Genomic DNA, 26,177 nt, shown 5'->3' on the forward strand with positions numbered 1-26,177 from the left:
TGACTGAAAAGAAGGAGGGTAACATGAAACAAACAACAGATTTTCTTAAGATGAAGAATGGAAAAGAAAAGATTGCCATGGTTACAGCCTATGATTATCCAAGTGCGAAAGTAGCCGAGGAATCGGGAATCGATGTCATTCTTGTGGGAGACAGTCTGGGCATGGTCGTATTAGGATATGACTCTACGGTACCTGTAACGGTATTTGATATGATCCATCATACGAAAGCCGTAAAAAGAGGGGCATCGAATACGTTTATCGTGACCGATATGCCTTTTATGTCTTACCACCTATCTAGGGAAGAAACACTTAAAACAGCTGCGGACATCCTTCAACAAGGTGGGGCCCATGCCGTAAAGGTCGAGGGAGGCGCCCACGTCATCGATCGAATAAGGGACCTTACAAGTGCGGGAATTCCCGTGGTGGCCCATTTAGGATTGACTCCTCAATCTGTTGGGATACTTGGAGGATATAAAGTTCAGGGGAAGACGGCCGATACAGCGAAGAAGTTGATTGAAGATAGCATGAAATGTGAAGAAGCCGGTGCCTTTGCCCTGGTACTGGAATGCGTACCGAAACAAATCGCAAGGGAGATATCAGAAGCCTTGACGATTCCGACGATCGGCATCGGTGCCGGGGTGGATACAGACGGTCAGGTATTGGTATTCCATGACCTTGTGACATATGGTGTGAACCGCGTGCCTAAGTTTGTCAAACAATTTGGGAATGCATCCGAGATCATGCATGACAGCCTTAAAAACTATATTGATGAAGTAAAGGACAGTAGCTTTCCGACAGATGAACATTCTTTCACTATGCGGGATGAAGAACTTCATTCTCTCTATGGCGGGTTGAAAAAATGAATGTCATATCCAAAATAAACGATTTGAGATTAACGATAGATCATTTGAAAAATACGGGGAAAACGATAGGGTTTGTCCCTACAATGGGCTTTCTTCATGAGGGGCATCTGACCTTGGCGAAGGAAGCAAGGACCAACAATGAAGTCGTTGTGATGAGTATTTTTGTGAACCCCCTGCAATTCGGGCCGAATGAAGATTTTGACCGCTATCCCCGTGATGTGGAGAGGGATACGGAGTTAGCAAGGATGTCGGGGGTTGATATTCTTTTCATTCCTGACGTGGCTGACATGTACCCGGGGAAGCAGTCAATCACGATGAACGTGGAGGAGCGTGTGGATGTACTGTGCGGCCGTAAGCGGGAAGGTCATTTTGACGGGGTTGTGACGGTCCTGACGAAATTATTTCATCTTGTACAGCCTACGAGGGCTTACTTTGGCCAGAAGGATGCCCAACAAGTTGCTGTGGTGGAAGGCTTGGTGAGCGATTATTTCTTTCCGATTGAAATCATCCGGGTCCCTACTGTCAGGGAAGAGGATGGACTGGCCAAGAGTTCAAGGAATGTCTATCTGTCACAAGACGAAAGACAAGTTGCCCCTTTCCTTTATGAAAGTTTGCAAGAAGCGCGTAAAAGGATTGAAGAGGGAGAGAGAAGTCCTTCTTTCCTTACGGGGATGATTTCTAAAATCATACAAGAAAACACTTCTGGTACCATCGATTATGTAGAAGTGTATTCATACCCGGAGTTTCGTGAACTGAAGCGGCTTGAAGGTGACATCATCATAGCTGTAGCCGTTCAATTTCAACAGGCCAGATTAATAGATAATATAATCATCAGTGTACAACCGGAGGAGGATTACTATGTTTAGAACGATGATGAGTGGAAAAATTCATAGAGCGACGGTAACCGAAGCAAACCTTGAGTACGTCGGGAGCATTACCATCGATAAGGATATTCTCGATGCAGTCGGAATGATGGCAAATGAAAAGGTTCAGATTGTCAACAACAATAACGGTGCCCGCCTGGAAACCTATATCATACCGGGGGAAAGAGGTAGCGGCGTCATCTGTCTGAACGGTGCGGCTGCAAGGCTCGTGCAAAAAGGGGATATCGTCATCATCATTTCGTATAAACTGGTTGCTGAGGAGATGGTTCATGACCATATTCCAAAAGTGGCGATCATGGGGGAAAACAACCGGGTGATCGATATGATCGGAACGGAACCGGAAGCGACAATACTATAAAAGATGGGCAAGTCTTCTAGTTTGGGAATAGGAGACTTGCTTTTTTGTTTATGGTACACTTATTTAGAAAATCATAAGAGTAGGATCTATATAAAGGCAGTGAATAACATGTACCCATTTAAACTGGTTGTCATCGACTTGGAAACAACAGGAAATTCCCCTAAGAAGGGAGAAAAAATCATTCAACTATCAGCGGTTATAATAGAAGGCGGGAAAATCATCGATCAATTTACATCCTTTGTATCTCCTGGAAAACCCATTCCTGCATTTATAGAGGAGTTAACCGGGATCAATGATGACATGGTGAAGGACGCACCGTCTTTTCATGAAATTGCACCGAAAATCCTGGAATTATTGGATCATGGTATCTTTGTCGCCCACAACGTTCAATTTGATCTTTCATTTCTTCAGGCAGAGCTGGAAGACGCAGGATATAACCCATTTAAGGGACCTGCCTTTGATACAGTGGAACTCGCAAAAGTGGCTTTGCCATCTGCGGACAGTTTTAAACTGACAGAGCTATCCAATTCATTGAATCTGAGCCATGTCAGGCCGCATCAGGCGGATAGCGATGCTTATGTGACAGCTGAAATCCTTCTTTATTTTATCGAAGAACTTTCAAAGCTTCCTCTTGTCACCCTTGAAAAACTTCATAAACTCTCGAATCACTTAAAGAGTGATCTTGACTTGTTGTTTGACAGCATCGTGACAAATAAACAAAAGCATGTAGAGGATCTCTCAGAAGAACTTGAGGTATACCGGGGCCTTGCCCTTCGAAAGAGGAGTCACCCAGATACAACCGATGAAGAAATCGTTTTTGATCTACCCGATATAGAAGGACACCTGGCACAGCATGTTCCTTTCTATGAAAAAAGAGAGCAGCAAATGGTCATGATGAACGAAATAGGACATGCATTCGATGAATCACAGCATGTGGTTATCGAAGCGGGTACCGGTGTAGGAAAGTCACTGGGTTACTTATGGCCGGCCGTTCTGTTTGCCAAACGCACTCACCAAAAAGTGGTCATCAGTACATATACCATTCAACTGCAAGAGCAACTGCTTCATAAAGAAATTAAATTACTGGAGAAAATCAGTCCTACCCCATTCAGGACCGTTCTCTTGAAAGGGAAGAATCATTACATAAATCTGTTTAAATTCGAGCAGTCCCTCAGGGAAGATGAGTCCCAGTACGATGTGGTCCTGACAAAGATGCAGATTCTTGTATGGCTGACACGGACCGAGACCGGGGATATGGATGAATTGAACCTCACTTCCGGGGGTCAGTTGTTTTGGAATCGATTAAAACACGACGGCTGGCACCTCACCCATACAAAAGATCCATGGATCGGGAAGGATTTCTATCTTGCTGCAAGAAAGAATGCCCAGGAAGCAGATATCATCATCACCAACCATTCGATGCTATTAACCGATATGGTGAGGGAGAGCAGCATGCTTCCTCCCTATGATTATTTAGTGATCGATGAGGCCCATCATTTGGAAAAATCAGCGCGGCAGCATCTGGGGGTAATCATGGATTATCTCTCCATTAAGTTCAGCACTTCACAGCTGGGGATGCTGGATCATAAACAACTGTTCTACCGGTTGGATCAGCTACTTTCCAGTCACACTGTCGATTTGAAGACCCATACCTTTGTATTGGATAAAATCATCGGGCAGTTCTATCTGGATCTGGAAGAAGCGTTTTCCGTCTTGACAAGTGTATTCTACAAAAAGGCTAAAAAAAGAACCGGAATACAGAAGATCCAGCTGCGCATTACCGATGAAATGAAAAACAGCCGTTATTGGCAACCTGTCCTCATGTCGATGGAACGTGTGATTTCAGGAATGAAACATATTGAAAGGGAGTTTCAGCAGGTGCTGGATACCATCAAGGAGAAGAAAATCAAACTCCTTGATAAAGAAAAGGCACTAATTGAAGAATTCTATAGCTTTTTGGTGGATTTAACGGAATTGAGAACGAACTTCCAAACCGTGTTTCTAAAAGATATGAACAATCATGTTCTCTGGCTTGATGGAGATACCAGGTCGCTGCCGAACAGCCTGACCATTCAGGCTCAGCCGATCACGGTCGACGGGAATCTTCAGAGTGAGATTTTCGCCAAGAAGAAAAGCGTGGTGTTGACATCTGCCACTTTGACCGTCAGCGGCTCATTTCAATACTTCCTGAATGAAATCGGACTTGCAGACAATGTGAAAAAGGTTCAGCTGACTTCCCCCTTCGACTATCATGAGGTCTCAAGGCTTTTCGTTCCGACGGATGTACCTGAAATTCAACAGGTTCAAAGCGAGGAATACATTGAGGCCATCAGCTCCCATTTAATAGGGGTCGCCCAGGCGACAAAGGGAAGGATGCTCATATTATTCACGTCCTACGATATGCTGAGGAAAACATACGAACTCATGAAAGAAAGTGGCTTATTGGAAGAATATGTGTTGATGGCACAGGGGATCACATCAGGCAGCCGTACGCGCTTGACCAAGAACTTCCAAAGGTTCGACAAGGCGATATTATTCGGTACGAGCAGTTTCTGGGAAGGGGTGGACATTCCGGGAGAGGACCTGTCCTGCCTTGCCATGGTGAGACTCCCGTTTTCCCCACCGGATGAGCCGGTCAATCAGGCGAAATCGGATATCCTGAAAGCCCAGGGGAAGAACCCGTTTTCTTCCCACTCTCTACCTGAAGCTATCATCCGCTTCAAGCAAGGGGTAGGAAGGCTGATCAGAAGAAGCAGTGATCGGGGAATCGTGATTGTGTATGACCGGAGAATCAAGACAACAAGGTATGGTAAAGCATTCCTGCAGTCGATCCCTTCAATGGAAGTCAAAGAAGGCGATCTATTTGATCTTGTTTCCTGGATCGAGGATTGGCTCTGAAATCCGTTTGAACTTCAGTGATAAAATCTCTCCTTTGACACACTCTAAAGGGTAGATGTGAAACTGGAGGATTGTAAATGAGAGTGATTTTACTGACTGTGCTGTCTTTTCTCCTGGTGACGTCAAATGCTTATGGAATGAAAGTCCCCAAGGTGGATTTACATATCTCCCAAGAAGAGTATGCGATTAGTTTCCTCCCTGTAGAAAAAGGGGAGGTCGCTGTCCTTCACCTGGCATCTGGCAATCATTATTTGATCAATACAGGAGCATTTAAGGACCGCAGGCAACTTTATTATTATTTCAATCAAATTCATATAGACAGCATCAAGGGTTTAATACTTACAGAGAAGAATGAAGTCGACGAGACAATGATCATTGAACTGGTGGAAAAGTTCGGCATTGAAGAGATCATCGTAGGGAAATCCCTTGAAACACTAATGCCGAAAAGAGTCTCCCGATTCCTTCATACTGTACAAGAGGACCAGACCTGTACATTTTCAGATGAATTAACCATGAGGGCCCTACACGAAGGAAACGAAAAGAGAGAAGGGTTGGACTTTTCCTTCACCTTTTTTCAGCATCGCTTTCTCTGGCTGAGTTCCCAATCATCACATGCTGAAGGGGTACTGCTCAGTAAACCCCTGAAAAACGTCAACATCGTGAAACTGCCCGTCCATGCCAAATCAGAAGGCATGTCTCACAGACTTCTTAAGCATGTTGACCCACAAACCGCCATTCTTTACCGTTCGAAAGAAAGGCTCCTGAATGGTGAAATGCTTGAAGCCATCAACGAAGCGTGGATCGATCTTTACTTAACGGGTCAACACGGGCTGATAGCAGTAAAATTTAACAGTAGAAACTACGAGGTGCTCACGTTTGATCAGGAGGATGGAGTGTTCAAGGAGGGAGGCTGACAGTTCAGCCTTCCATGTATGAATTCATCACTGTTTTTTTATGATATTCCCCTACCAAGGTGGCCCCTTATGTTGTTATAATGTGTGTAGAGTTTTTTTACTTGAATGAGGGTAATAGTTAAAAGGAGGACCAACATGGAAAGCCGAATCGAAGTTCTTTCCACTGTTCGTATCGAGTATACGGATAACTTATATAAAGTGGTTGATACATTGAATAGAACGTTAAAAAAAGATGATTATATGTTTGGTTTAGCATTAGATCCGGAAGATCAGAATCAAGCAGTATTAACAATTTATCGTACATAAAGAGTGATTGTAATGAAAAAATGGATAACCATCATCGTACTATTGTTCCTCGTCATTGGAATCTCAGCCTCAGTACTTGTGTACCAACTTTCCCGGAATCCTCTCGATCATCAGAGGGACCTGGCCTTGAAGCGGGTGGAAGATGAAACTGCCATCGTGAAAGTGGAGGATACGAGCTTTTATAATGGCTCGAAGTCCTATGTAGTGGTAACCGGCCAAAATGAAAAGAGGGAAAAGCTGGTTGCCTGGGTCCCGGATAAGAAAGGGAAAATTATTGAGAAAAAATGGGCCAATGGCATTACAAAAGATCAGGCAATCAATAAACTAAATGATGAAAAGAAACCAAAAGAATTATTATCGGTCCGTTTAGGGTATGAATCCGTCGGTCCGGTGTGGGAAATGACCTACTTAGATCAACAAGACAATTTAAATTATTATTATCTGCTGTTTTCTACCGGGGAATGGTGGAGAAAAATTGAAAATTTATGATCAGGGGGAACAGGACAAATGAAATTCACGTTAGCTGATAGAGTCAGTGCTTTAACACCATCCACGACGTTAGCGATCACGGCTAAAGCGAAGGAAATGAAGTCACAGGGTATCGATGTCATCGGTTTGGGTGCCGGAGAACCCGACTTCAATACACCGGAACATATCATCAAGGCGGCCTATGAGTCCATGACGGAAGGTCATACGAAATATACTCCGTCCGGTGGAATGGCCAAATTGAAAGAAGCGATCATCCATAAGTTTGAAACCGATCAGCACCTGACCTACAAACCATCCGAGCTCATAGTGACAAGTGGGGCAAAGCATGCTCTATATACATTATTCCAAGTCTTATTAAATGAAGGGGATGAAGTCATCATCCCTACACCATACTGGGTAAGCTATCCAGAACAGGTGAAGCTTGCCGGTGGGACTCCCGTCATTGTCGAAGGAAAAGAAGAGAATGAGTACAAAATCACCCCCCAACAGCTGGAAGAGTCAGTCACTTCGAAAACGAAGGCTGTCATTCTCAACACACCAAGCAACCCTACAGGTATGCTGTATTCCCGTGAAGAGCTTGGGGCCATCGGGGAAGTGTGCCTGGAAAAGGGCATCATGATCGTGTCTGATGAAATATATGAGAAGCTGGTTTATGGTGGGAACACCCATACGTCCATCGCAGAATTGTCCAAGGAATTGAAAGAACAAACCATTGTGATCAATGGAGTCTCTAAATCACATTCCATGACGGGATGGAGAATCGGGTATGCGGCAGGAAACGAATCCGTCATCAAAGCGATGACCAATCTTGCCAGCCACTCAACTTCCAACCCCACTACCACTTCACAATACGGGACCGTTGCAGCTTACATGGGGGACCAGATGCCTGTAGAGGAGATGAGAGAGGCATTCGAAGAGCGCTTAAACATTGTGTTTGATAAATTGAACCGTATCCCGGGGTTCCATTGTTTAAAGCCTCAAGGTGCTTTCTATCTATTCCCGAATGTGTCAGAAGCGGCAAAGAAAACAGGCTATCACACTGTTGATGAATTCACGAAGGCCCTGCTTGAAGAGGCGAAGGTAGCCGTCATCCCAGGTTCAGGATTCGGGTCTGAAAACAATATCCGCCTATCATATGCCACAAGCCTCGATGCCCTTGAAGAAGCGATCGGGCGCATGCAGAAATTTGTTGAGGATAAAAGCAGATAATAGAGGGAATCGCAGACCGTATAGCGGTCTGCTTTTTCCTTAAACTCATCTCGTTTCGCTCTATCTATTGCGACGGGATAATGGTAAATGTATAATAAATAACGATACATAAGCGTCTTAGTTTTTTTGGAGGGAAAAAATCGTGAAAACTACTATATCTCAAGTAAGTAAGTTCGTTGGTGAAGAAGTAACCATCGGAGCGTGGCTTGCCAACAAACGTTCAAGTGGAAAAATTGCCTTTCTTCAGCTTCGTGACGGTACTGGATTCATTCAAGGTGTTGTCGTCAAAAGTGAAGTGGAAGAAGAAATCTTTCAAAAAGCAAAATCATTGACTCAAGAAACGTCTTTATATGTAACAGGAACGGTTTCGGAAGATTCCCGTTCACCGTTTGGATACGAGCTGCAGGTGAAGAGCGTGGAAGTGATCCACGAAGCCGTGGATTATCCCATCACACCGAAGGAGCATGGAACTGAATTCCTGATGGACCATCGTCACCTTTGGCTTCGTTCCCGCAAGCAGCATGCCGTCATGAAGGTGCGGAACGAAATCATCCGTGCTACATACGAATTCTTCAATCAAGAAGGATTCGTCAAGGTGGATCCACCGATCCTCACTGGAAGTGCACCGGAAGGAACGACTGAATTATTCGCCACTAAATATTTTGAAGAAGATGCATACCTATCCCAAAGCGGTCAGCTTTATATGGAAGCGGCAGCCATGGCATTAGGGAAAGTATTCTCATTCGGTCCTACATTCAGGGCGGAGAAGTCTAAAACACGTCGTCATCTGATCGAATTCTGGATGATCGAGCCTGAAATGGCTTTCTATGATTTCAAGGACAACCTTGAAGTACAGGAGCAATATGTTTCTTATATCGTTCAATCCGTACTGGATAACTGCAAGCTTGAATTGGACCGCCTTGGAAGAGACGTGTCTAAACTTGAGCAGATCAAAGCTCCGTTCCCGCGCATCACATATGACGATGCCCTGAAATTATTGCATGAAAAAGGCTTTGATGATATCGAGTGGGGAGATGACTTTGGTGCTCCGCACGAGACGGCCATTGCTGAAAGTTATGATAAGCCTGTGTTCATCACCCATTATCCGACTTCACTAAAACCTTTTTACATGCAGCCGGATCCGGATCGTGATGATGTGGTATTATGTGCCGACCTGATTGCTCCTGAAGGGTATGGGGAAATTATCGGTGGTTCAGAACGTATCCATGATGCAGAGCTTATGAAAGCGCGTATCGAAGAGCATGAACTCGCTACAGACGCATACAAGTGGTATCTGGAATTAAGGGAATATGGATCTGTCCCTCACTCCGGCTTCGGTCTTGGACTTGAAAGAACAGTAGCCTGGATCAGCGGAGTAGAACACGTAAGGGAAACCATCCCATTCCCACGTCTACTCAACCGTCTGTATCCTTAATTACACTGACCTTAGAGCTGGCTGGATTGCTTACACGCAATCCCTGCCGGTTCTTTTGTTTTTTCCAACTTTCTTCTAATCCATAACCATGTCCACATATATTGAATCATGATATACTAATGAGTGAGGTGTACTGAATATGGATTATAAACAATTAATGGTGTCCTGGATCGAAGAGGGGACACTGAACATCCCGCAATTATTATTATCAAACTACCATACACTGGGCTTAAATGAATCAGAATTTGTCCTGCTTTTGCATATTTACGGGCACTTGGAAAAGGGAAACTATTTTCCCACACCGGAAGAGCTTTCCAGTCCCATGAGCATTTCCAGTGAATTTTGTTCATCCCTATTACGAAAGCTCATTCAACAACGATTTTTATCGATTGAAGAAGGTTCATCAGCAGAAGGGATCCTATTTGAGAAGTATTCTCTCAATCCACTATGGGAAAAGATGGCGGAATTCGTCATCCAGGATTCGAAAATGAAACAAATGCAGCAATCGATGGAAGAAGAAGCGGATATCTATACGACATTCGAACAGGAATTCGGCCGCCCTCTTTCTCCATTGGAATGTGAGACCCTGGCCATGTGGCTGGATCAGGATGATCACAATGCCATTATCATTAAAGCGGCATTGAGGGAAGCGGTCATTTCAGGGAAGCTGAACTTCAGATACATCGATCGAATCCTTTTTGAATGGAAGAAAAATGGTGTGAAGACCATTGAAGATGCACGGAGCCAAAGCCAGCGCTTCAGGTCTCACCAAAAACCGGCTGCTTCGAATGAACCAGCTTCTTCTCCAAAGCGAAAATCAGTACCATTCTATAATTGGCTTGAGCAATAAAACAATGAAAGGGGACTGACTCTCACATCTTTGGGTTGGTCTCTTTTTTTGATACAATTCATTCCTTGGGTTGGAGGTAGCAGGAAACATGTTAAATAATAAACAAATACATATTTGTCTCGATGAAATGAGAAAAATGTTCCCCGATGCACATTGTGAACTCCGTCATGACAATCCCTTTGAACTCGTCATAGCAGTCCTTCTATCGGCGCAGTGTACGGATGTCCTGGTGAATAAAGTGACAAAAGGTTTATTTGAGAAATATAAAAAACCTGAGGACTATCTGGAGGTCTCATTGGAGGAAGTCCAACAGGATATACGCTCTATCGGTCTATATCGTAATAAAGCTAAAAATATCCGCAAACTATGTGAAATCCTCCTTACTGAGTATGGGGGAGAAGTGCCGAAAAGACATGAGGAATTAGTGAAGCTTCCCGGCGTGGGCAGGAAGACGGCAAACGTCGTGGTTTCCGTTGCCTTTGGAGAACCCGCCTTAGCAGTCGACACCCATGTGGAACGCGTCAGTAAAAGGTTGGGAATCTGCAGGTGGAAAGACAGTGTATTGGAAGTGGAAAAAACGTTAATGAAAAAGATCCCGAGAGAAGAGTGGTCCGAAACCCATCACCGGTTGATTTTTTTCGGGAGGTATCACTGTAAGGCGCAATCTCCTCAATGCGAGGTTTGTCCCCTGGTAGACCTGTGCAGGGAAGGTCAGAAAAGATTGAAGAAAAAGGTCCGCATATGAGTGATACCGTCTTCAACATACCGATCGAATTGAGAGATCCCTTTTTCTTTTCTGGGGATAGAGTAAAGATCGATGAGACTCACTTTGAACCTTGTGAACCATTTTTTGCATATGAACTCCTTTATTACAATGGGAGGGGTGCGGATTCCCTTCCTTGGCAGGTTCAAGGGGCATGGGTAAAAGACATCCTCATGGAGTGGAAAAAAGAAGAGGAGCATCTTAACGTGCTATTTAAAGGCCGCTCAAAAGGCATATCGGAGTCAATGAGAAAAAGTATTGCCAGGTTTTATGTGCTTTTGTATTGGAGCAATAAGCATCCGGTCAGGTTGGAGAATTGGCAGTCATCAATTGGACACTTTTCCTTAAAGCCTGTTAATGTCATTGAACGTTTAACCTTCATCAGAAATAATCCGGCACTCTATCACTCGTTTATTCAGCTGTCCCAGCTTTTTGAAGAACAACATAAGCAATATGCCAAGCATCAGGCTTTGAATCAATGGGCAAATAAATAAGGCAACGAGAGAAAATCTCTCGTTGCCTTATTTTTATTCTTGATTTCTTCCAGGTTCTGATTGAGTAGCAGGTGTACCAGTGCCATCACCGGTGCCGGTTCCCGTTCCAGCCCCGGTATCATCACCGGTGCCGGTTCCGCCAGTGCCGTCACCGGTCGTTCCGCCATCACCGGTTCCAGTGTCACCGCCACCGCCTGTTCCTCCGTCTCCGGTCCCGTCTCCTTCAGGTGGGGGAGTGGTACCATCCTCGTTACCTGGAGTACCGCCGTCATTGCCGGAGTTATCATCATTTCCGTTTCCTTGACCATTACCATTGCCATTTCCCTGGTCATTTCCGTTTCCTTGACCATTGTCGTTGTTGCCTTCATTGTCATCTTCCGGCTTTCCTTCATCCTTTTTATCCCCTTTAACTTCTACGTTTACGGATGCAGGGTTACTTCGTTGATCACCTGAAATGGCTACAACTTCAAAGGTGAAGGTACCTTCGGACTGAATGTTTTCGACATTTAATCCTTTTTTATCTGTAGTTGTCAAGACTTGTTTCGCTTCACCATTGATGGATACGGAAACTTCGAACTGTACGTCTTTTTCTTTACCGTAATCCCATGCAAGGGTGATGGTTTTATCCTTCTTATTGAATTTCCCTTTCAGTTTGGAAGGGGCATCGATTTTATCGAATTCCTTGGAAACTTTGGAAGGTTCCGTTCCCTTCACGAATAGTTCTGTGATGATTCTGTCATCAGGTGTATATTCGCTTGGCAGTCTCGCAGGATCGCTTCCCATTTCCACTTTCGATTCCACTACGCTGTCAGGCTTTTTGAAGTCAGCTGTATCGACGCCATCATGAACATAGCTCATCAAGTCACTTACGATATATTGAGCGACATGGCGATCAGTAGGGGACAGTGGAATGGATTGAGTCTTGTAACCGGTCCAAACGGCTGCCGTGTAATTGGTCGTGTATCCTACAAACCATGAATCAGGTGCACCTGATTTTGCGATGCCATATTTATCCCGCTCTTCTTGGGAATAGTTGGTCGTACCTGATTTACCTGCCATCGGCAACCCGGGCACTTTAGCGAATTTACCCGTACCCTGCGGGTGATCGATGACGCTTTTCAGCATATCGGAAACCATATAAGCCGTGTATTCCTTCATCGCCGGTTGAGGTTTGTTTTCATTCTTAATTTCTGTTTCTCCATCGCGCAGGACGATTTTCGTTACGGTGTGAGGCTTATTATAAACACCTTCATTACCGAATGCACCATACGCACCCGCCATTTGTACGGAGTTTACACCAGGTGAAACCCCTCCAATGGAAGCTGATTCATAGTAATGGTCGAACTTCAGTCCCAGTCCATTGACGAAATCGGCCGCCTTCTCAGCTCCAACAGCCTGGAAGGCTTTTAAAGCTGTGATATTCCGGGAATCCCACAGTCCTTCACGGATGGTGATCGGTCCTTTGAATTGACCGTCGTAGTTGTTGATTTCCGTTCCATTTGAATATTCATAGGGCTCATCTTTTAAAATATGGTAGGTTGACCATTTTAGATGTTCGATGGCAGGAGCGTAGTCAAGCAACGGCTTGATGGTCGATCCCGGCTGACGCTTGGAGTCGATGGCGTAGTTGAAACCACGCTTGACCTCGGGATCTTGTTCTCTTCCGCCGCCAATGGCCCTGATTTCCCCTGTTTTCGTATCCATGAGGGTCACACCGGCCTGCATCGGCTCATCCGGATTTTCCGGATAGCTGAAACTCGTGTTTTCACCTGCCAAAATTTCTTCCAATCGTGTTTGGGCATCCGGGTCGACGGTTGTATAGACTTTTAAGCCATCGGAAAATAGGTTGTAATCCCCCATTTTCTGTACTTCATCTATGACAGCATCCACAAATGCAGGATACTTATCTCCGTTTTTCTTTTCCACTTCTTCAGCCGATACCAGTCCTTTTGTAATCGGGACGGCTTGTGCGGCTTTCTTTTCTTTTTCCGTAATTTTTCCGTGCTGAGCCATTAATGACAGAACGATATTACGTCTTTTCTCTGCACTTTCAGGGTGCTTAAGAGGGTTATAATTGTTCGGGCTTTGTGGAAGTCCCGCAATCATAGCTGCTTCGTGCAGTTCGATATCCTTGATGTCCTTACCGTAATAATGATCGGCAGCTGTCGCCATCCCATTGATTCCGTCGGACATATAGACCTTATTGAAGTACATTTCAAAGATTTCTTCTTTTGTATATTCCTGTTCAAGTTTCAGAGCAAGCCACGCTTCCTGTGCTTTTCTCTTCAAGGTTTTCTCAGGGCTTAAAAAAGAGCCCTTGATGACTTGCTGGGTGATCGTAGAAGCACCTTCTGAACCGAATCCTCCGGTCACATTGGCGATGACTGCACCACCTAAACGGATGAGGTCGATCCCATTATGTTTATAGAATCGGTTATCCTCCGTTGCAATGACGGCGTCCTGCATGACCTGAGGGATGTCGTCGAAGTTTGCATACTCCCGTTTTTCTTTTCCTACAGTCGTGATCAGGTCTCCGTTCATATCATAAATCTCGGATGCGATCGGATCCTTCAGCAATTTTTCGTCAAGCTTTGGTGCGCTTGATGCGTAATAGGCAAATAACCCTGCACCCGCGAGCATACCGATGATCCCGATAATAAATAATGATATAATGACGCGCTTAACCATAGAGCCTTTTTTCTTGCCCTTAGGGGATTTAGACTTCTGTTGGGCCAGGCGTTTTTCTTCCCTTGACTTATATTGACCAGCCATATTGTTTCCTCACTTTCAGGTCTTCTCTGTTTTTAGTATTGTCTAAGATTAAAAATATACTACTCATAATGAGATAAAATATAGATTAACTCATTTTTCATAAACTAAAAATATAACTGATGGACTATTTTTAAATAATCGACCCTGGGATGGAGTCCCAATGGAATGGAGAACCCTTTCTCTTCCATTTCCTCCCGCTTGATTGATTTTCTCCCGCCACCTGCCATGCGGTCCCAGTAAACACGCAGTGCCTCGTAAGGTAGGAGGAATACCTCTTCTGAGAGGGAGAACCTAATGAGTACGAAAGTGATGCCTTCCTGCTTATGGACCGACTCCATGTGAAGAATCTGGTGTTCATGAAAATTTTGAAGGGGGAAGGACGTCTTATTTTTCGTTTCCTTCGCTTCAAAGTCAATGTATCTTCCTTTGAAGACCCCGTTATAGTCTGTCGTTGACGGCTGTTTAAAGTACGCTTCCTTTATGACTGCGGCACTCCTTGAAGGATAGTGAACATCCACAATTTGAACCGGGGTGGGTTTTTTGTGAATCACCGCTTTTTGAAACGTCAAATAAAATTGATTGGTTTCGTTGATATCTTCTTCCAGTGTCATCCCTCTATTGCTGTACGATACTTGTTTCGGTTTTGCCTTTGGTTTTTTTGAGGGTAATGTCGCTTCCACATATTTCTTTCCATTGGGATAATGGAATTTCATGGTAATTCACCTCGCAGACTAATCTATATCATAACAGAAACCACTCCATTTTGTGTGAATAATTGTTTACAAATCTCCTCATTCTAGGATTAGATGGGGAGGTGGGATAGGAAGGATGGATAAATTCAGCAATACTTATCGCTTTTTACCCTATTTACCTGAACCTAAACGTACAAAAGAATGGATACACGATGTAAATCATCTGGTGGATGAATACAATCAGGATAATATATCACGCACAAAAGCTTATCAAACATTTTTTCTCCTTCATCCTGAGATAAAATGGTCTTTCCTGGCCTCTATGGTATCAAGGAATGCTGGATGGAATATGACCGATTTAAAGGGGGATATCTTTCCCGACCTCTTGAGTCATAAGACATGTGATCTTCTGTTTATGACATATGAAAGGGCGAATTGGAGCATCTTTCAGGATGCATTCCCTCAACTCCTTCTCTATCATTATTCGACGTTATATAAGAAGAAAATGTTTCATCTCTTTCAAGACTTTCACATTTCGCATTTCATGCAAGAGGAATGGAACCGGTTCTGGGAAGAGAGGGATGAAAGGCGATTGGTGCAGTCACTCATCATAAATGAACAGCATCTTATCCAGGGGCCGGTCATCGAGCATGGGCTGTACAAGAGAAAGGTGTTTGGCTCGTCGCTCTTCTTTTTAGAAGACCACCTGCATTTCAGTTCCGTCCTTTTCCCTACTTTACATGGAGACCTTTATGGGGCGAGTGTACATGGTTTCAGAAAGGTTGAAAATAGAATCAAGTTGGGTAACCTCCTGTTTGAACTATTATTTCATCCTGATTACCATAGTCTCTTTCTTGAGTTTGCTTTAAAGGTCGAGCATACAGGTACCAGGACGGATTACGAGAAATATTGCCGTGGAGTCCCTGAAACGAATACACCTGTTCTTAAAAAGGCATACGGTCCAATAACCCATAATTGGGCTCATCACACGGACTGGTCCGTCGACAAAATTATTGAGGGGAACTGGTATGAAAAGCAGGAACTTCCTGGAGACGTCATCATGACAAAGTGGTTTTTCCATAAGCAGCGGCAACTGCAGAAAATGGCAGTCACCAAGAAGTTTTTCAAGGGGATATGGCCTGGTCGAAAGAAAAAGAAGATGCGGACATTTTGAAAATGTCCGCATCTTCTTTTGAATAGTATAACTTCTTAGGTTGATGGTCTGTTTTCGCCCTCTAGTTTAGGGTTGCCTTTGGATGCTTTGGTTTCGGCTTGGTTTGCTTTGTTTTGTTTGTTTTTTGGATTTTTCATTGAGTCACACCTCCACCCTTAGTATTTTGAGTTTTGGGTCCTTTTATTCAGGAGGTGTCGAAACATCCTGTAGGAATGTCCTATTTGCACTTTCTTTGGCGAAACGCTTCTAGTTTTGTCAGGGGGGGAGGGAAAGGAAAAAGGACGGAGAATTACTGTATTAATCCAAAAAAAAAGGTGGGAGGATTCACATGCTTCCAAAACAAGATATTATGTTAAAGTTAGCTGAAATCGAAGAAAGCCTCAATCAGTTGGAACAGAGCCTGCATGACCGAATCTCGGTCGAAGAGCAAGAAGGACTTGGCACCCTTTCCGATCAGATACAGAAAATGGACAGTCAATTAAGTTCAATGGAGAGAAAGACAGGGTCTAAAACGGCTATTATGAAGAATAGAGAAAAATCCTATGTCTTACAAAAACTTGAATTATCCTTTAAGACGTCTTAAACTGATTTTATAATAAAGTAGCATGGTGCTACTTTTGTTTTTTGTCTAGATTTTTTATGGAGGGCTTTTTTTGAAAGAATTGATAAACGTTACGGAAGAGCTTCTCGTCCTGTCCGAGAAGATGATAAGTGAATATAAAAGCAGGCGCGAGTCAGGTGAAAAAGGGGACTTTTATACTGAAGTGAAGCCGTTTGCGGACGAAGTGAAAGAAAAGAATGACCGATGGAAAGACCTGTCCCTGAATTGGATCAAAGATACTAAGCCTAAGCACATCCATTTCCCTCAGATTCTCAATACGTTCGATAACATTGAAATGTTATCGGTTCACTGTTTCTTTCCTGAATCCAGTTATAACCGGTTCATCAGTCATTACCAATCTGTTTCGTACGTTCTCGGTACCGAACTCGATGAATTGAACGGAAAATAAGAGGCTGCCGTTTTGGCAGCCTCTTTCTTATGGAGTTGAAATCGCATTTTCTTCTATTGTATTGATCTCTTTCGCTAATCCTTTGTAGTGATGAAAGGAGATTTCATTCGAAATATAAAGTTTTTTGGCCAGTGTAAGAAGTTCTTGTTGGTCGGTTGCTTGATACTGTTTACTGCTTTCATATCTTTTCAGCAATTCGTTAAGGTTCATCTTGATTCCTCCCAATACACATATTTCATATGAATGATCATAGCTCTTTCTACCTTCATCCTATCATAGAAAACCCTTTCTTTAAGTTGTAAGAATAGTGTAACTTCCGACATTCTTCTCACAGTTGTCGAAAATTCTTTATGGGTTCTTTCACCATTTTTCCATTCTTACATAAAATAGTGTAACCACTAAAAGTAGGGGGGCTAAGTATGAATTCTACACCATATTCGAGACAAATGCGGTTTCAGCCGTACCCATATCACCATTTACAGCCTCAGAATATGGGTCCGTTGGTGAACTATCCGACGCAGGGGATGAGACCGCCGAATTATGGACCTTATCAACCTAATTATTTACCACAGCCGGATGGACCTTATACAGGTGCCTCGAGTCAGATGAATCAATATCAGCAGATGAATCAGCCTCAGCAAATGAATCCATATTTTGAAAATCCTCTTCAGCACAAAGAATATAATCCATATCAAATGAAAGCGATGGAGCAGCAGTCATACGCAAATCCCTACCCGAAAGCGTCTTTTATGGCGAAACCTTCTTCAGGCGGGGTAAGCGGCATCATGAACTCCTTTAAGTCGCAGGACGGATCATTGGATTTCAACAAAATGATGAATACGACAGGACAGATGATGGGTGCCATCAATCAAGTTTCATCTCTTGTAAAAGGCTTAGGCGGGATATTTAAATTCTAGAAAGAAAAGGAGCTGCATTCACGCAGCTCCTTTATCTTTTATTCGATTTGGATCCTCTTTCCAGATTCCTTGTTCACTTTTACTGACAACAAACCATCTTTATAGGAAGCTTTCACATTCTTTTCGTTAACGGTTCTTGGAAAGGATACGGTCCTGCTGCTTTTTCTCATGGATTGCTTTCTTCTGATTGTCTGGTGCTTTTCATTTTCTTCTGAATATATTTCTTTATGGGTCACGGAGATCGTGATGTACTGAGGAAACACATCGAGTTGTATTTGCTCTCGGTTTACACCGGGAAGTTCTGCAGTGACGAGATAATGATCGTCGGCTTCACTCAATTCAACGGGGAATGAGCCAAATGGGTTGGCAGAAGATGTGAAGAATTCATCGATACTTTGTAACATGCCTTTCATCGGTCTTTCATGGAAGAATTCATTCATGGAATGCATCAGGTCACCAAAACCGCCTTTGTTTGAATCCTTGGACATGGGTATGCTCCTTTCACGGGAAACGTATTCATACTAGCCTATGCCACACCCACGAAAATGTGCATTTGTCCTATACAGCCAATTAGAAAAAAAGAAAGAGTGTCTTTCGCTCGCCTCATTCCCTTTTGGAAAAGGATGAATATGGAAAGGTGTTTTTTTTACTTTAGTTTCGAACATAGATTCGGTAAAATGAATAGGAGAGGTGATAGAGATGTTTAAGAGGAACAACCTTCAGCAGTTGATCGAATATTTTAAGAAAGATCCTGATTTCAATAAACAGATTGTTCATTGGCATACCATTGATGAAAAACCTGCTCAATTGGTAGACTTGCCATTTGAAATAGATGAAAGAATTAAAAAAGCGTTGCACAGGAGAGGGGTGGGACGGCTTTATACCCATCAAAGTTCCGCTTTCCAGCTTGCCATGGAAGGGAAAAGTTTCACAGCCGTCACTCCAACCGCTTCTGGTAAGACCCTTTGCTATAATCTCCCTGTGCTTCAAACCATTTTGGATCAGCCGGATTCCCGGGCATTGTATATCTTCCCTACGAAGGCACTTGCCCAGGACCAGAAGAGTGAGCTGAACGAAATCATCGCAGAGGCCGAGGTTTCCATTAATAGCTATACATACGACGGGGACACAGCTGCAAATATCCGTCAAAAGGTGAGGAAGGCCGGACATATCGTCATTACAAATCCTGATATGCTGCATTCGGCGATCCTTCCTCATCATACGAAATGGGTGTCCCTTTTTGAGAACCTGAAATATGTCATTATCGATGAACTTCATATTTATAGAGGGGTGTTTGGATCCCATGTCAGCAATGTGATCAGAAGATTGAAACGCATTTGTGAATTCTATGGAGCTTCCCCCGTATTCATCTGTACATCGGCAACGATTGCCAACCCAAAAGAACTGGCGGAGCAATTGACAGGAACGGAAATGAATTTAATCGACAATAACGGGGCGCCAAGTGCAAAGAAACATTTCGTCTTCTACAATCCCCCCATCGTCAATAAACCCCTCAATATCCGTCGCAGTGCAACGCTCGAGGTGAGGAGAATCGCTGGCGAGCTATTGAGAAATAAAGTGCAAACCATCATATTCGCGAGAAGCAGGGTACGGGTGGAGATCATTCTGACCTATTTACAAGAGTTGGTGAAAAGTCAATTAGGCGCGAAATCGATCAGGGGCTATCGGGGGGGGTATCTTCCCACCCAGCGAAGAGAAATTGAAAGAGGCTTGAGGCAGGGTGATATATATGGCGTTGTCAGTACAAATGCCCTTGAACTGGGTGTCGACATCGGCCAATTGCAAGTATGTATCATGACGGGATACCCCGGCACGATCGCAAGTGCCTGGCAGCAGGCAGGAAGGGCAGGGAGAAGACATGGTGAGTCCCTGGTCATCATGGTGGCGAGCTCCAGTCCGCTGGATCAATTCATCATCGAACACCCGGATTATTTCTTTGAGCAGACTCCTGAAACTGCACGGATCAATCCTGATAATTTAATCATTCTCATCGATCATATCAAATGTGCTGCTTATGAGCTGCCCTTCAGGGAAGGAGAGCAATTTGGCAGTCATGAAATGGAAGATATACTGGAATTTCTCGTAGAAGAGCGGGTCGTTCATAAAAATGGAGACAAGTGGTATTGGATGAACGATGTTTTCCCTGCACATAACATCAGTCTTCGTTCGGCGTCACAGGAAAATGTCATCATCATCGATCAAACTGATATTTCAGCCGTGAAGGTCATTGGGGAAATGGACCGTTTCTCAGCCATGACTTTACTTCATGATGAAGCGATCTATTTACATCAAGGTGTTCAGTTTCAAGTAGAGAAGCTGGACTGGGAAGAAAAGAAGGCATTCGTAAGGGAAGTGGATGTGGATTATTTTACGGACGCCAATCTGGCCGTTCAATTAAGGGTACTCGAAACAGACAAAATGAGAGAGTCAGACATGTTCGAAGTTGCATTCGGGGATGTGACCGTTCAAGCGATGGCCACGATTTTCAAGAAAATCAAATTTGATACCCATGAAAATATCGGATCAGGTCCGATTCATCTACCTGAAGAGGAGCTCCATACAAGTTCCAGCTGGATTTCATTAAAAGACGCAGAATCTTTCAGCCAGGAAAGACTTGAAGAGGGGCTTATCGGGGCTTCCCAAAGCTTGAAATCGATCATCCCATTATTTGTCATGTGCGACCCGAGCGATATTTTTGTGGTTCCACAAATCAAGGCTGCCCATAATGAGCTGCCGACCATCTTTATTTACGACCGGTATCCTGGCGGCATCGGGCTCAGTGAAATGGTATATGAACAGATAGAGAAGATTCTTGTTGAGACGACTTCCATGATTGAACGATGCCCATGCCAAAGCGGGTGTCCGTCCTGTATCGGGATGGAGCATTCTATGGATTCTGCCAAACTCGATTCTTTGAAACTTCTTCGTCAATTCCTTCAATGAAAAATGGAAGGAGGAAACCGGCATGTCATTGAAAAATAAATTAACCAGAATGAAAAAGCATATTATCCGGGAAGAAGACGGGGAGCCTGCAGCACGGCCTGCAGACCATTCAGCAGATCTGCCCTTTTGGGATCTATGGAAAGAAAATGGAACGACTGCGTATTTTCTTGATGATGATTTCTGCCTGGTAAGGGAAAAGCGTTATCCCATTCACCACCAGCATGGGGATTACACGTTCAAGGATTTTATTAAAGCCGTTGATGCATGGCAGGGGTTTACAGGGGAACATCCCTTGTCTTCCAAAGGGCTTAGTCATGAAGATATGTTTTTTTTCGATACGGAAACGACAGGACTTGGCGGAGGGGTGGGAAATACCATCTTCCTATTGGGGCATGGAAGGGTAACGGATAAAGAAGTGATCGTCACGCAGCACTTCCTGCCGCAGCCGGGAAGCGAAATCCCTTTATACCACAGCTTCTTGAGCAATGTGGATTACAATACCCTGGTGACGTACAATGGGAAAGCCTTTGATTGGCCACAGGTCAAGACAAGGCATACCCTTATTAAGGATCATGTACCGAAACTGCCTGGATTTGGGCATTTTGACCTTTACCACGGTTCCAGAAGACTCTTTAAGCATAAATTGGACTCCGTCAAGCTCATAAACGTAGAACGGAACATCCTTGGGTTTAACAGGATTGATGATGTGCCCGGATACCTTGCACCCATGATTTATTTCGACTATATCGAGCGTAGAGATCCAGAAGGGATCTTCAAGGTCATGACCCACAACGAGCTGGATATCTTATCCCTTATCACGCTTTATACCCACCTGACGTTCCAGCTCTTGAACGTCCATGACAAGGCGACAGGGCATGAACGGTTCGAAGTCGGCAGATGGCTCGAGTATACGGGTAACGGGAAAATAGCCAAGGAACGCTACGAGGAAATCATTAAAGAGAACGGAGAGCCGAACTTTAAGGCAGTACACCAGCTTGCCCTTCAATATAAAAAAGAAAAACGGGAACAAAAGGCGATTGAGTTGTGGGAGGGCATCCATGAGAACGCACCTGTTCCCATACGGAAAGTGGTCCTGTTGGAATTGGCCAAATTGTATGAGCACAAAACAAAGGACCTGCAGCGTGCTCTGGAGATGTGCAGCCGCCTTCTGGCCCTGAAGGAAAGTATAGGGGAAACAAATGGGAAGCACCACACGATAATAGGAAATCTGAATCACCGCAAGGCTAGGATCGAGAAGAAAATAGACAAACATATAGGTTTTGTTACCCGAAGGAGCGAAGAGGAAAATTTATAGAGTGAAAGTGGTTCCATCTTCTTATTTTTATATTGAGAATTTTCTAAAGTAGATGTAAAATAATTAATTGTGTTGAAAATTTTTTATGAAAAAAGGAATGATGAAAGTGAACCGTGCCATCTTAATTTTGTTCTTTGTCGTCATTGGTTTAACAGCCTTTGTTTTTACCAATTATTCACAAAGTTTATATAGCTTAATGTAAGTATTCGGAAATAACTCCTAAAAATAGGTATTTGCATTAGTACATGTACCCTCTTCGTTTCATAGGCTATAAGTGTAATCACTAAGAGATGAAAGGAGAGCGTTACGATGTATTGTAGACCAAGACCTAATCAAGTGCTTCCTGCAGTTATGCACCCGACGAAATGTTGTGTGAATCACAACATGACTACCTATGAGGTGCCTCATATTCACCCGACACACACAACCAATGTGAATAATGTCATGTATCAACATAAACATTATTTCCCTCACACTCAATCTCAAGTAGACAGTGTGTCTCACCAGCAGTTTAATTGTGGTGGGGGACCAGGAGGCCCAGTAGGACCAGTAGGACCAGGAGGCCCGGGATTCGGCCCTCGTCCAAGACCACCATTCGGACCATACGGTATGGGAAGATAATATCACCATGATATCGGAGGGATGACTCTAAAGACTGTATTCAGTGATACAGTGCCCGGCACTGTATCACTTTCCTAAGGAGGATACAGTCTTTACGGAGGCATCTCTTCTTTTTTATGTCGGGAGATCCCTGGATGGATATTTCCCTGTCTCAGAAATCCGTGAAATATGATACAATAGAGTGAGAAGGTTTGGGGTACGCTAGTAAAGAGAATCAAAGGTGCCCAAAGTTTATTAAAGGGGTTTTCCATGTGGGGAATGTTGCATGCATTACTGGATATAAATCCTTTGAATTAGGAATTTTCAAGCAGGATGACAAAGCGGTTCATTACATAAAGCAAGCATTGAAGAAAGAACTGGTATCCCTCCTGGATGAAGGATTGGAATGGGTCCTTATCAGCGGGCAGCTTGGCGTAGAGCTCTGGGGAGCGGAAGTTGTATTTGAGCTTCAGGAAGACTACGCTGATCTTAAACTTGCCGTACTGACCCCTTTTATTTCTCAGGAGGAAAACTGGAACGAACAGAATAAGGAATACTATGAGCTGATTCTTTCTCAAGCCGATTTTGTCGAAACCATCTCGAAAGATCCTTATAAGAATCCTCAGCAGTTCCGTAACAAGAATCAATTATTTTTACACAAAAGCCATTCGTGTGTGATCCTATACGATGAGGAAAAAGAAGGTTCGCCTAAATATTTCTATGAAGAAGCGAAAAAAAAGAAACAATCCGACCCATCTTTTGACCTCAGGGCAATCAGCTTCCATGATTTACAGTGGATCGTTGAAGAAGAACAGTGGAAGACAGACTGAAGAATCATGACTTTACGAAGCTATTCAGAGGAAATGGATTCACTGAAGGAAGAAATACGATTGACAAATTGATGGTTATTTGAAAAAATGATAGTGATAAATATAGAGGTGAATAGAATGATCTCAGATAAAGTGAAGTTAACGGCAAAGGATATTCTCGAAAAAGAGTTCAAAAGTGGAATGCGGGGATATAAGCCGGAAGATGTGGATAAATTTTTAGATTTGATTATTAAAGACTATGAAACCTTTCATCAGGAGATAGAAGACTTACAGCAGGAAAACCTGCGATTGAAAAAGCAGGCTGAGGGTGCTTTGAAACAACAGCGTTCAGCGGCACCGCCTCAACAGACCGGAACCACGAATTTCGATATTTTAAAACGTTTATCTAATTTAGAGAAACACGTTTTTGGTAACAAATTATACGACTGATATTTCCAGTTGAATGTTTGGGGGAATTAACGTATAATTAGGTATTGCTGATCCTTAATGGTGTTTGGGTAATCGCTGCAACGATTCGTTGTAGAGGAAAGTCCATGCTCGCACGGTGCTGAGATGCACGTAGTGTTCGTGCCTAGCCAATTCATAAGCTAGGGCAGTCCAACCCGGGCTGACGGCAGGGAAAACACCTACGTCCTTTACGGATATGGTGTGACTACTTTGAAAGTGCCACAGTGACGAAGTCCTGTTAGAAATGGCAGGAGTGGAACGAGGTAAACCCCACGAGCGAGAAACCCAAATTTGGTAGGGGAATCCTCTCAAAGGAATTGAACGAAGAGAGGGACAAAGGAATTTCCTTTGTAGATAGATGATTACCACCCGAGTACGAGACGAACAGTCGCCTGCAGTACAACGGAACAAAACATGGCTTACAGAACACTATTACGGGATAAGAGCAATATGGATTAAATAATGCAAGTGACTGATACATGCAGGTAATACACTGCTCTTTTGTATCAGTCCTTTTTATTTTACATGAAACAGGACCATACTAGTGGTAGTGGCATATTTATGAACGGGGTGACAAAGATGAGTACATATACGTTGATTGCAACGGCAGCGATGGGCTTAGAATCCATTGTTGCCAAAGAAGTGAAGGAATTGGGATATGAATGTCAGGTCGAAAATGGAAAGGTCATCTTCAAGGGAGATGAAACGGCCATTGCAAGGGCCAATATGTGGTTGAGAACCGCAGATAGGATTAAAATCTTTGTCGGTGAGTTCAAGGCGTATTCCTTTGACGAACTATTTGAAAATACAAAGAAGCTTCCCTGGGAGGACTTTCTCCCTGTAGATGCAGAGTTCCCGGTGCAGGGGAAATCCGTCAAATCAAAACTTTACAGTGTTCCGGACTGTCAGGCCATCGTGAAAAAAGCGATAGTGGAACGGCTGCGAACGGCTTACAAGCGAACGTCATGGCTGGACGAAACCGGCCCACTATTCAAGCTTGAAGTGGCCATCCATAAAGACGTGGCAAGCATTACCCTGGATACAAGTGGTCAAGGTCTCCATAAACGGGGTTATAGAATCGGACAAGGTGAAGCGCCTTTAAAGGAAACGCTGGCAGCTGCCCTGATTCAATTAACGACATGGAATCCCGACCGTCCCTTCGTGGATCCATTCTGCGGTTCAGGGACCATTGCCATCGAAGCTGCGCTGATCGGACAAAATATCGCTCCCGGCTTCAATCGTGAATTTCTGTCAGAAGAGTGGCCGTTGATGCCTGCCGATGTGTGGGAGAAAACGCGTCTGGAAGCCGAGGATTTGGCAAACTATGATCAGCCCCTTGAAATACTGGGTACCGACATCGATCATCGAATGATTGAAGTTTCCAAAGAGAATGCCCTGGAAGCAGGACTTGGGGACCTGGTGAAATTCAAGCAAATGCAAGTGCGGGATTTCACTTCGGAATTAGAATACGGCATCATCGTCGGAAACCCTCCATACGGTGAACGTCTAGGTGAACGGAAAGAAGTAGAGAAGATGTATCAAGAAATGGGAAGGGCCTTTGAAAAATTGGATACATGGTCTGTTTACATGCTGACGTCCCATGAAAATTTTGAACAATGCTACGGGAAACAAGCTACAAAAAAACGGAAATTGTTCAATGGATTTATAAGGACAGACTATTATCAATTCTTCGGGCCGCGCCCCCCAAGAAAGTGATCTGATTCGTATTGTTGGAAAAAGATGATGAAGTTGAGAATAACCCTTTCATTTCCTGCGTATAATAGTTCTATCATTTTTAGAGGAGTGAAAGAGGATGGACCATTCTTTCATCGATTTCCACAAAATCTATCAAGCCTTACAAAGCTCTATTTCTTCCATTACAGGTGAAGAAGCGGAGGCCGTACATCTTGATCTTCATGAAGCATCCAAAAACCTGGATCAGGCATTTCAGTATGAATTATTAAAAAAGAGAATATACGACTGAGTGCACTCT

Annotated in this window: 27 protein-coding genes and 1 other RNA gene; 24 read left to right on the plus strand and 4 right to left on the minus strand. The window is 43.7% G+C overall.

Annotated elements, in window-relative coordinates; translation table 11 throughout:
* Positions 1-23 precede the first annotated feature (23 nt).
* The 12 genes from panB to N5C46_RS01015 all read left to right on the plus strand — a co-directional run bounded on the left by panB (position 24) and on the right by N5C46_RS01015 (position 11,463).
* The gene (panB, locus tag N5C46_RS00960) at positions 24-863 is read left to right on the plus strand and encodes a 3-methyl-2-oxobutanoate hydroxymethyltransferase (protein WP_261750540.1); all 840 of its coding nucleotides are present in this window, start codon (positions 24-26) and stop codon (positions 861-863) included.
* Positions 860-1,729, plus strand: coding sequence for a pantoate--beta-alanine ligase (panC, locus tag N5C46_RS00965; RefSeq protein ID WP_261750541.1), 870 nt, complete (start codon positions 860-862; stop codon positions 1,727-1,729). Before panB ends, panC begins: the two co-directional genes overlap by 4 nt.
* Positions 1,722-2,105: an aspartate 1-decarboxylase gene (panD, locus tag N5C46_RS00970; protein WP_261750542.1), complete on the plus strand. Its 384-nt coding sequence runs from the start codon at positions 1,722-1,724 to the stop codon at positions 2,103-2,105. The genes panC and panD overlap by 8 nt, the downstream gene beginning before the upstream one ends.
* Before the next feature lie 108 nt (positions 2,106-2,213).
* Positions 2,214-5,003, plus strand: a complete 2,790-nt coding sequence (gene dinG / locus N5C46_RS00975) for an ATP-dependent DNA helicase DinG (RefSeq protein WP_261750543.1) — start codon at positions 2,214-2,216, stop codon at positions 5,001-5,003.
* A gap of 77 nt (positions 5,004-5,080) precedes the next feature.
* Positions 5,081-5,917 carry a hypothetical protein gene (locus N5C46_RS00980; RefSeq protein WP_261750544.1) on the plus strand — a complete coding sequence of 279 codons (837 nt, stop codon included), beginning with the start codon at positions 5,081-5,083 and terminating at the stop codon, positions 5,915-5,917.
* A gap of 135 nt (positions 5,918-6,052) precedes the next feature.
* Positions 6,053-6,223 carry a YpmA family protein gene (locus N5C46_RS00985; RefSeq protein WP_079533122.1) on the plus strand — a complete coding sequence of 57 codons (171 nt, stop codon included), beginning with the start codon at positions 6,053-6,055 and terminating at the stop codon, positions 6,221-6,223.
* 12 nt (positions 6,224-6,235) lie between these two features.
* Complete coding sequence (locus tag N5C46_RS00990) at positions 6,236-6,712, plus strand: cell wall elongation regulator TseB-like domain-containing protein (protein ID WP_261750546.1); 477 nt, start codon at positions 6,236-6,238, stop codon at positions 6,710-6,712.
* Between the two features lie 18 nt (positions 6,713-6,730).
* Positions 6,731-7,921 carry a pyridoxal phosphate-dependent aminotransferase gene (locus N5C46_RS00995; RefSeq protein WP_261750547.1) on the plus strand — a complete coding sequence of 397 codons (1,191 nt, stop codon included), beginning with the start codon at positions 6,731-6,733 and terminating at the stop codon, positions 7,919-7,921.
* A gap of 142 nt (positions 7,922-8,063) precedes the next feature.
* Positions 8,064-9,356 (plus strand): asparagine--tRNA ligase, encoded by a 1,293-nt coding sequence (gene asnS / locus N5C46_RS01000; protein ID WP_142396221.1) that lies wholly within the window; start codon positions 8,064-8,066, stop codon positions 9,354-9,356.
* 139 nt (positions 9,357-9,495) lie between these two features.
* Positions 9,496-10,206: a DnaD domain-containing protein gene (locus N5C46_RS01005; RefSeq protein WP_224519646.1), complete on the plus strand. Its 711-nt coding sequence runs from the start codon at positions 9,496-9,498 to the stop codon at positions 10,204-10,206.
* An 88-nt stretch (positions 10,207-10,294) separates the two neighbouring features.
* Positions 10,295-10,951 (plus strand): endonuclease III, encoded by a 657-nt coding sequence (gene nth / locus N5C46_RS01010; protein ID WP_261750548.1) that lies wholly within the window; start codon positions 10,295-10,297, stop codon positions 10,949-10,951.
* Positions 10,948-11,463, plus strand: a complete 516-nt coding sequence (locus N5C46_RS01015; protein ID WP_261750549.1) for a YpoC family protein — start codon at positions 10,948-10,950, stop codon at positions 11,461-11,463. Before nth ends, N5C46_RS01015 begins: the two co-directional genes overlap by 4 nt.
* A gap of 33 nt (positions 11,464-11,496) precedes the next feature.
* Here the strand turns inward: N5C46_RS01015 and N5C46_RS01020 are convergent, their stop codons facing one another.
* The gene (locus N5C46_RS01020; RefSeq protein ID WP_261750550.1) at positions 11,497-14,235 is read right to left on the minus strand and encodes a transglycosylase domain-containing protein; all 2,739 of its coding nucleotides are present in this window, start codon (positions 14,233-14,235) and stop codon (positions 11,497-11,499) included.
* Between the two features lie 104 nt (positions 14,236-14,339).
* The gene (gene recU, locus N5C46_RS01025) at positions 14,340-14,948 is read right to left on the minus strand and encodes a Holliday junction resolvase RecU (RefSeq protein ID WP_261750551.1); all 609 of its coding nucleotides are present in this window, start codon (positions 14,946-14,948) and stop codon (positions 14,340-14,342) included.
* A gap of 115 nt (positions 14,949-15,063) precedes the next feature.
* Between recU and N5C46_RS01030 the strand changes: the two genes are divergently transcribed.
* From N5C46_RS01030 to N5C46_RS01040, 3 genes are all read left to right on the plus strand, one after another.
* Positions 15,064-16,101 carry a DUF2515 family protein gene (locus N5C46_RS01030; protein ID WP_261750552.1) on the plus strand — a complete coding sequence of 346 codons (1,038 nt, stop codon included), beginning with the start codon at positions 15,064-15,066 and terminating at the stop codon, positions 16,099-16,101.
* Positions 16,102-16,429: 328 nt separating this feature from the next.
* The gene (locus tag N5C46_RS01035; RefSeq protein ID WP_261750553.1) at positions 16,430-16,684 is read left to right on the plus strand and encodes a hypothetical protein; all 255 of its coding nucleotides are present in this window, start codon (positions 16,430-16,432) and stop codon (positions 16,682-16,684) included.
* Positions 16,685-16,754: 70 nt separating this feature from the next.
* Positions 16,755-17,111 (plus strand): YppE family protein, encoded by a 357-nt coding sequence (locus N5C46_RS01040; protein ID WP_261750554.1) that lies wholly within the window; start codon positions 16,755-16,757, stop codon positions 17,109-17,111.
* Between the two features lie 27 nt (positions 17,112-17,138).
* On the opposite strand, the gene yppF is transcribed toward N5C46_RS01040, so the two are convergent.
* Positions 17,139-17,321, minus strand: a complete 183-nt coding sequence (yppF, locus tag N5C46_RS01045; RefSeq protein ID WP_261750555.1) for a YppF family protein — start codon at positions 17,319-17,321, stop codon at positions 17,139-17,141.
* Between the two features lie 209 nt (positions 17,322-17,530).
* On the opposite strand from yppF, the gene N5C46_RS01050 reads away from it, so the two are divergent.
* Positions 17,531-18,028 (plus strand): YppG family protein, encoded by a 498-nt coding sequence (locus tag N5C46_RS01050; protein ID WP_261750556.1) that lies wholly within the window; start codon positions 17,531-17,533, stop codon positions 18,026-18,028.
* Positions 18,029-18,066: 38 nt separating this feature from the next.
* Here the strand turns inward: N5C46_RS01050 and N5C46_RS01055 are convergent, their stop codons facing one another.
* Positions 18,067-18,516: an Hsp20/alpha crystallin family protein gene (locus N5C46_RS01055; RefSeq protein ID WP_061809853.1), complete on the minus strand. Its 450-nt coding sequence runs from the start codon at positions 18,514-18,516 to the stop codon at positions 18,067-18,069.
* Positions 18,517-18,727: 211 nt separating this feature from the next.
* On the opposite strand from N5C46_RS01055, the gene N5C46_RS01060 reads away from it, so the two are divergent.
* The 8 genes from N5C46_RS01060 to N5C46_RS01095 all read left to right on the plus strand — a co-directional run bounded on the left by N5C46_RS01060 (position 18,728) and on the right by N5C46_RS01095 (position 26,168).
* Entirely contained in the window at positions 18,728-20,992 is a 2,265-nt protein-coding gene (locus N5C46_RS01060; RefSeq protein WP_261750557.1) for a DEAD/DEAH box helicase, read from the plus strand.
* A gap of 22 nt (positions 20,993-21,014) precedes the next feature.
* Positions 21,015-22,307, plus strand: coding sequence for a ribonuclease H-like domain-containing protein (locus tag N5C46_RS01065; protein ID WP_261750558.1), 1,293 nt, complete (start codon positions 21,015-21,017; stop codon positions 22,305-22,307).
* 384 nt (positions 22,308-22,691) lie between these two features.
* Positions 22,692-22,928, plus strand: coding sequence for a spore coat protein (locus N5C46_RS01070; protein WP_261752246.1), 237 nt, complete (start codon positions 22,692-22,694; stop codon positions 22,926-22,928).
* Positions 22,929-23,179: 251 nt separating this feature from the next.
* A complete protein-coding gene (locus N5C46_RS01075; protein ID WP_261750559.1) occupies positions 23,180-23,737 on the plus strand; it encodes an SLOG family protein in 558 nt (185 codons plus the stop codon).
* A gap of 117 nt (positions 23,738-23,854) precedes the next feature.
* On the plus strand, positions 23,855-24,166 hold the full coding sequence (gene gpsB / locus N5C46_RS01080; protein WP_034758475.1) for a cell division regulator GpsB: 312 nt from the start codon (positions 23,855-23,857) through the stop codon (positions 24,164-24,166).
* 60 nt (positions 24,167-24,226) lie between these two features.
* An RNA gene (gene rnpB / locus N5C46_RS01085) (RNase P RNA component class B) lies at positions 24,227-24,611 on the plus strand.
* A gap of 152 nt (positions 24,612-24,763) precedes the next feature.
* The gene (locus N5C46_RS01090) at positions 24,764-25,900 is read left to right on the plus strand and encodes a THUMP domain-containing class I SAM-dependent RNA methyltransferase (protein ID WP_261750560.1); all 1,137 of its coding nucleotides are present in this window, start codon (positions 24,764-24,766) and stop codon (positions 25,898-25,900) included.
* A gap of 97 nt (positions 25,901-25,997) precedes the next feature.
* A complete protein-coding gene (locus N5C46_RS01095) occupies positions 25,998-26,168 on the plus strand; it encodes a hypothetical protein (RefSeq protein WP_261750561.1) in 171 nt (56 codons plus the stop codon).
* Positions 26,169-26,177 lie beyond the last annotated feature (9 nt).

The sequence above is a fragment of the Rossellomorea vietnamensis genome (assembly GCF_025398035.1).
GTDB classification, from domain to species: Bacteria; Bacillota; Bacilli; order Bacillales; family Bacillaceae_B; genus Rossellomorea; species Rossellomorea vietnamensis_B.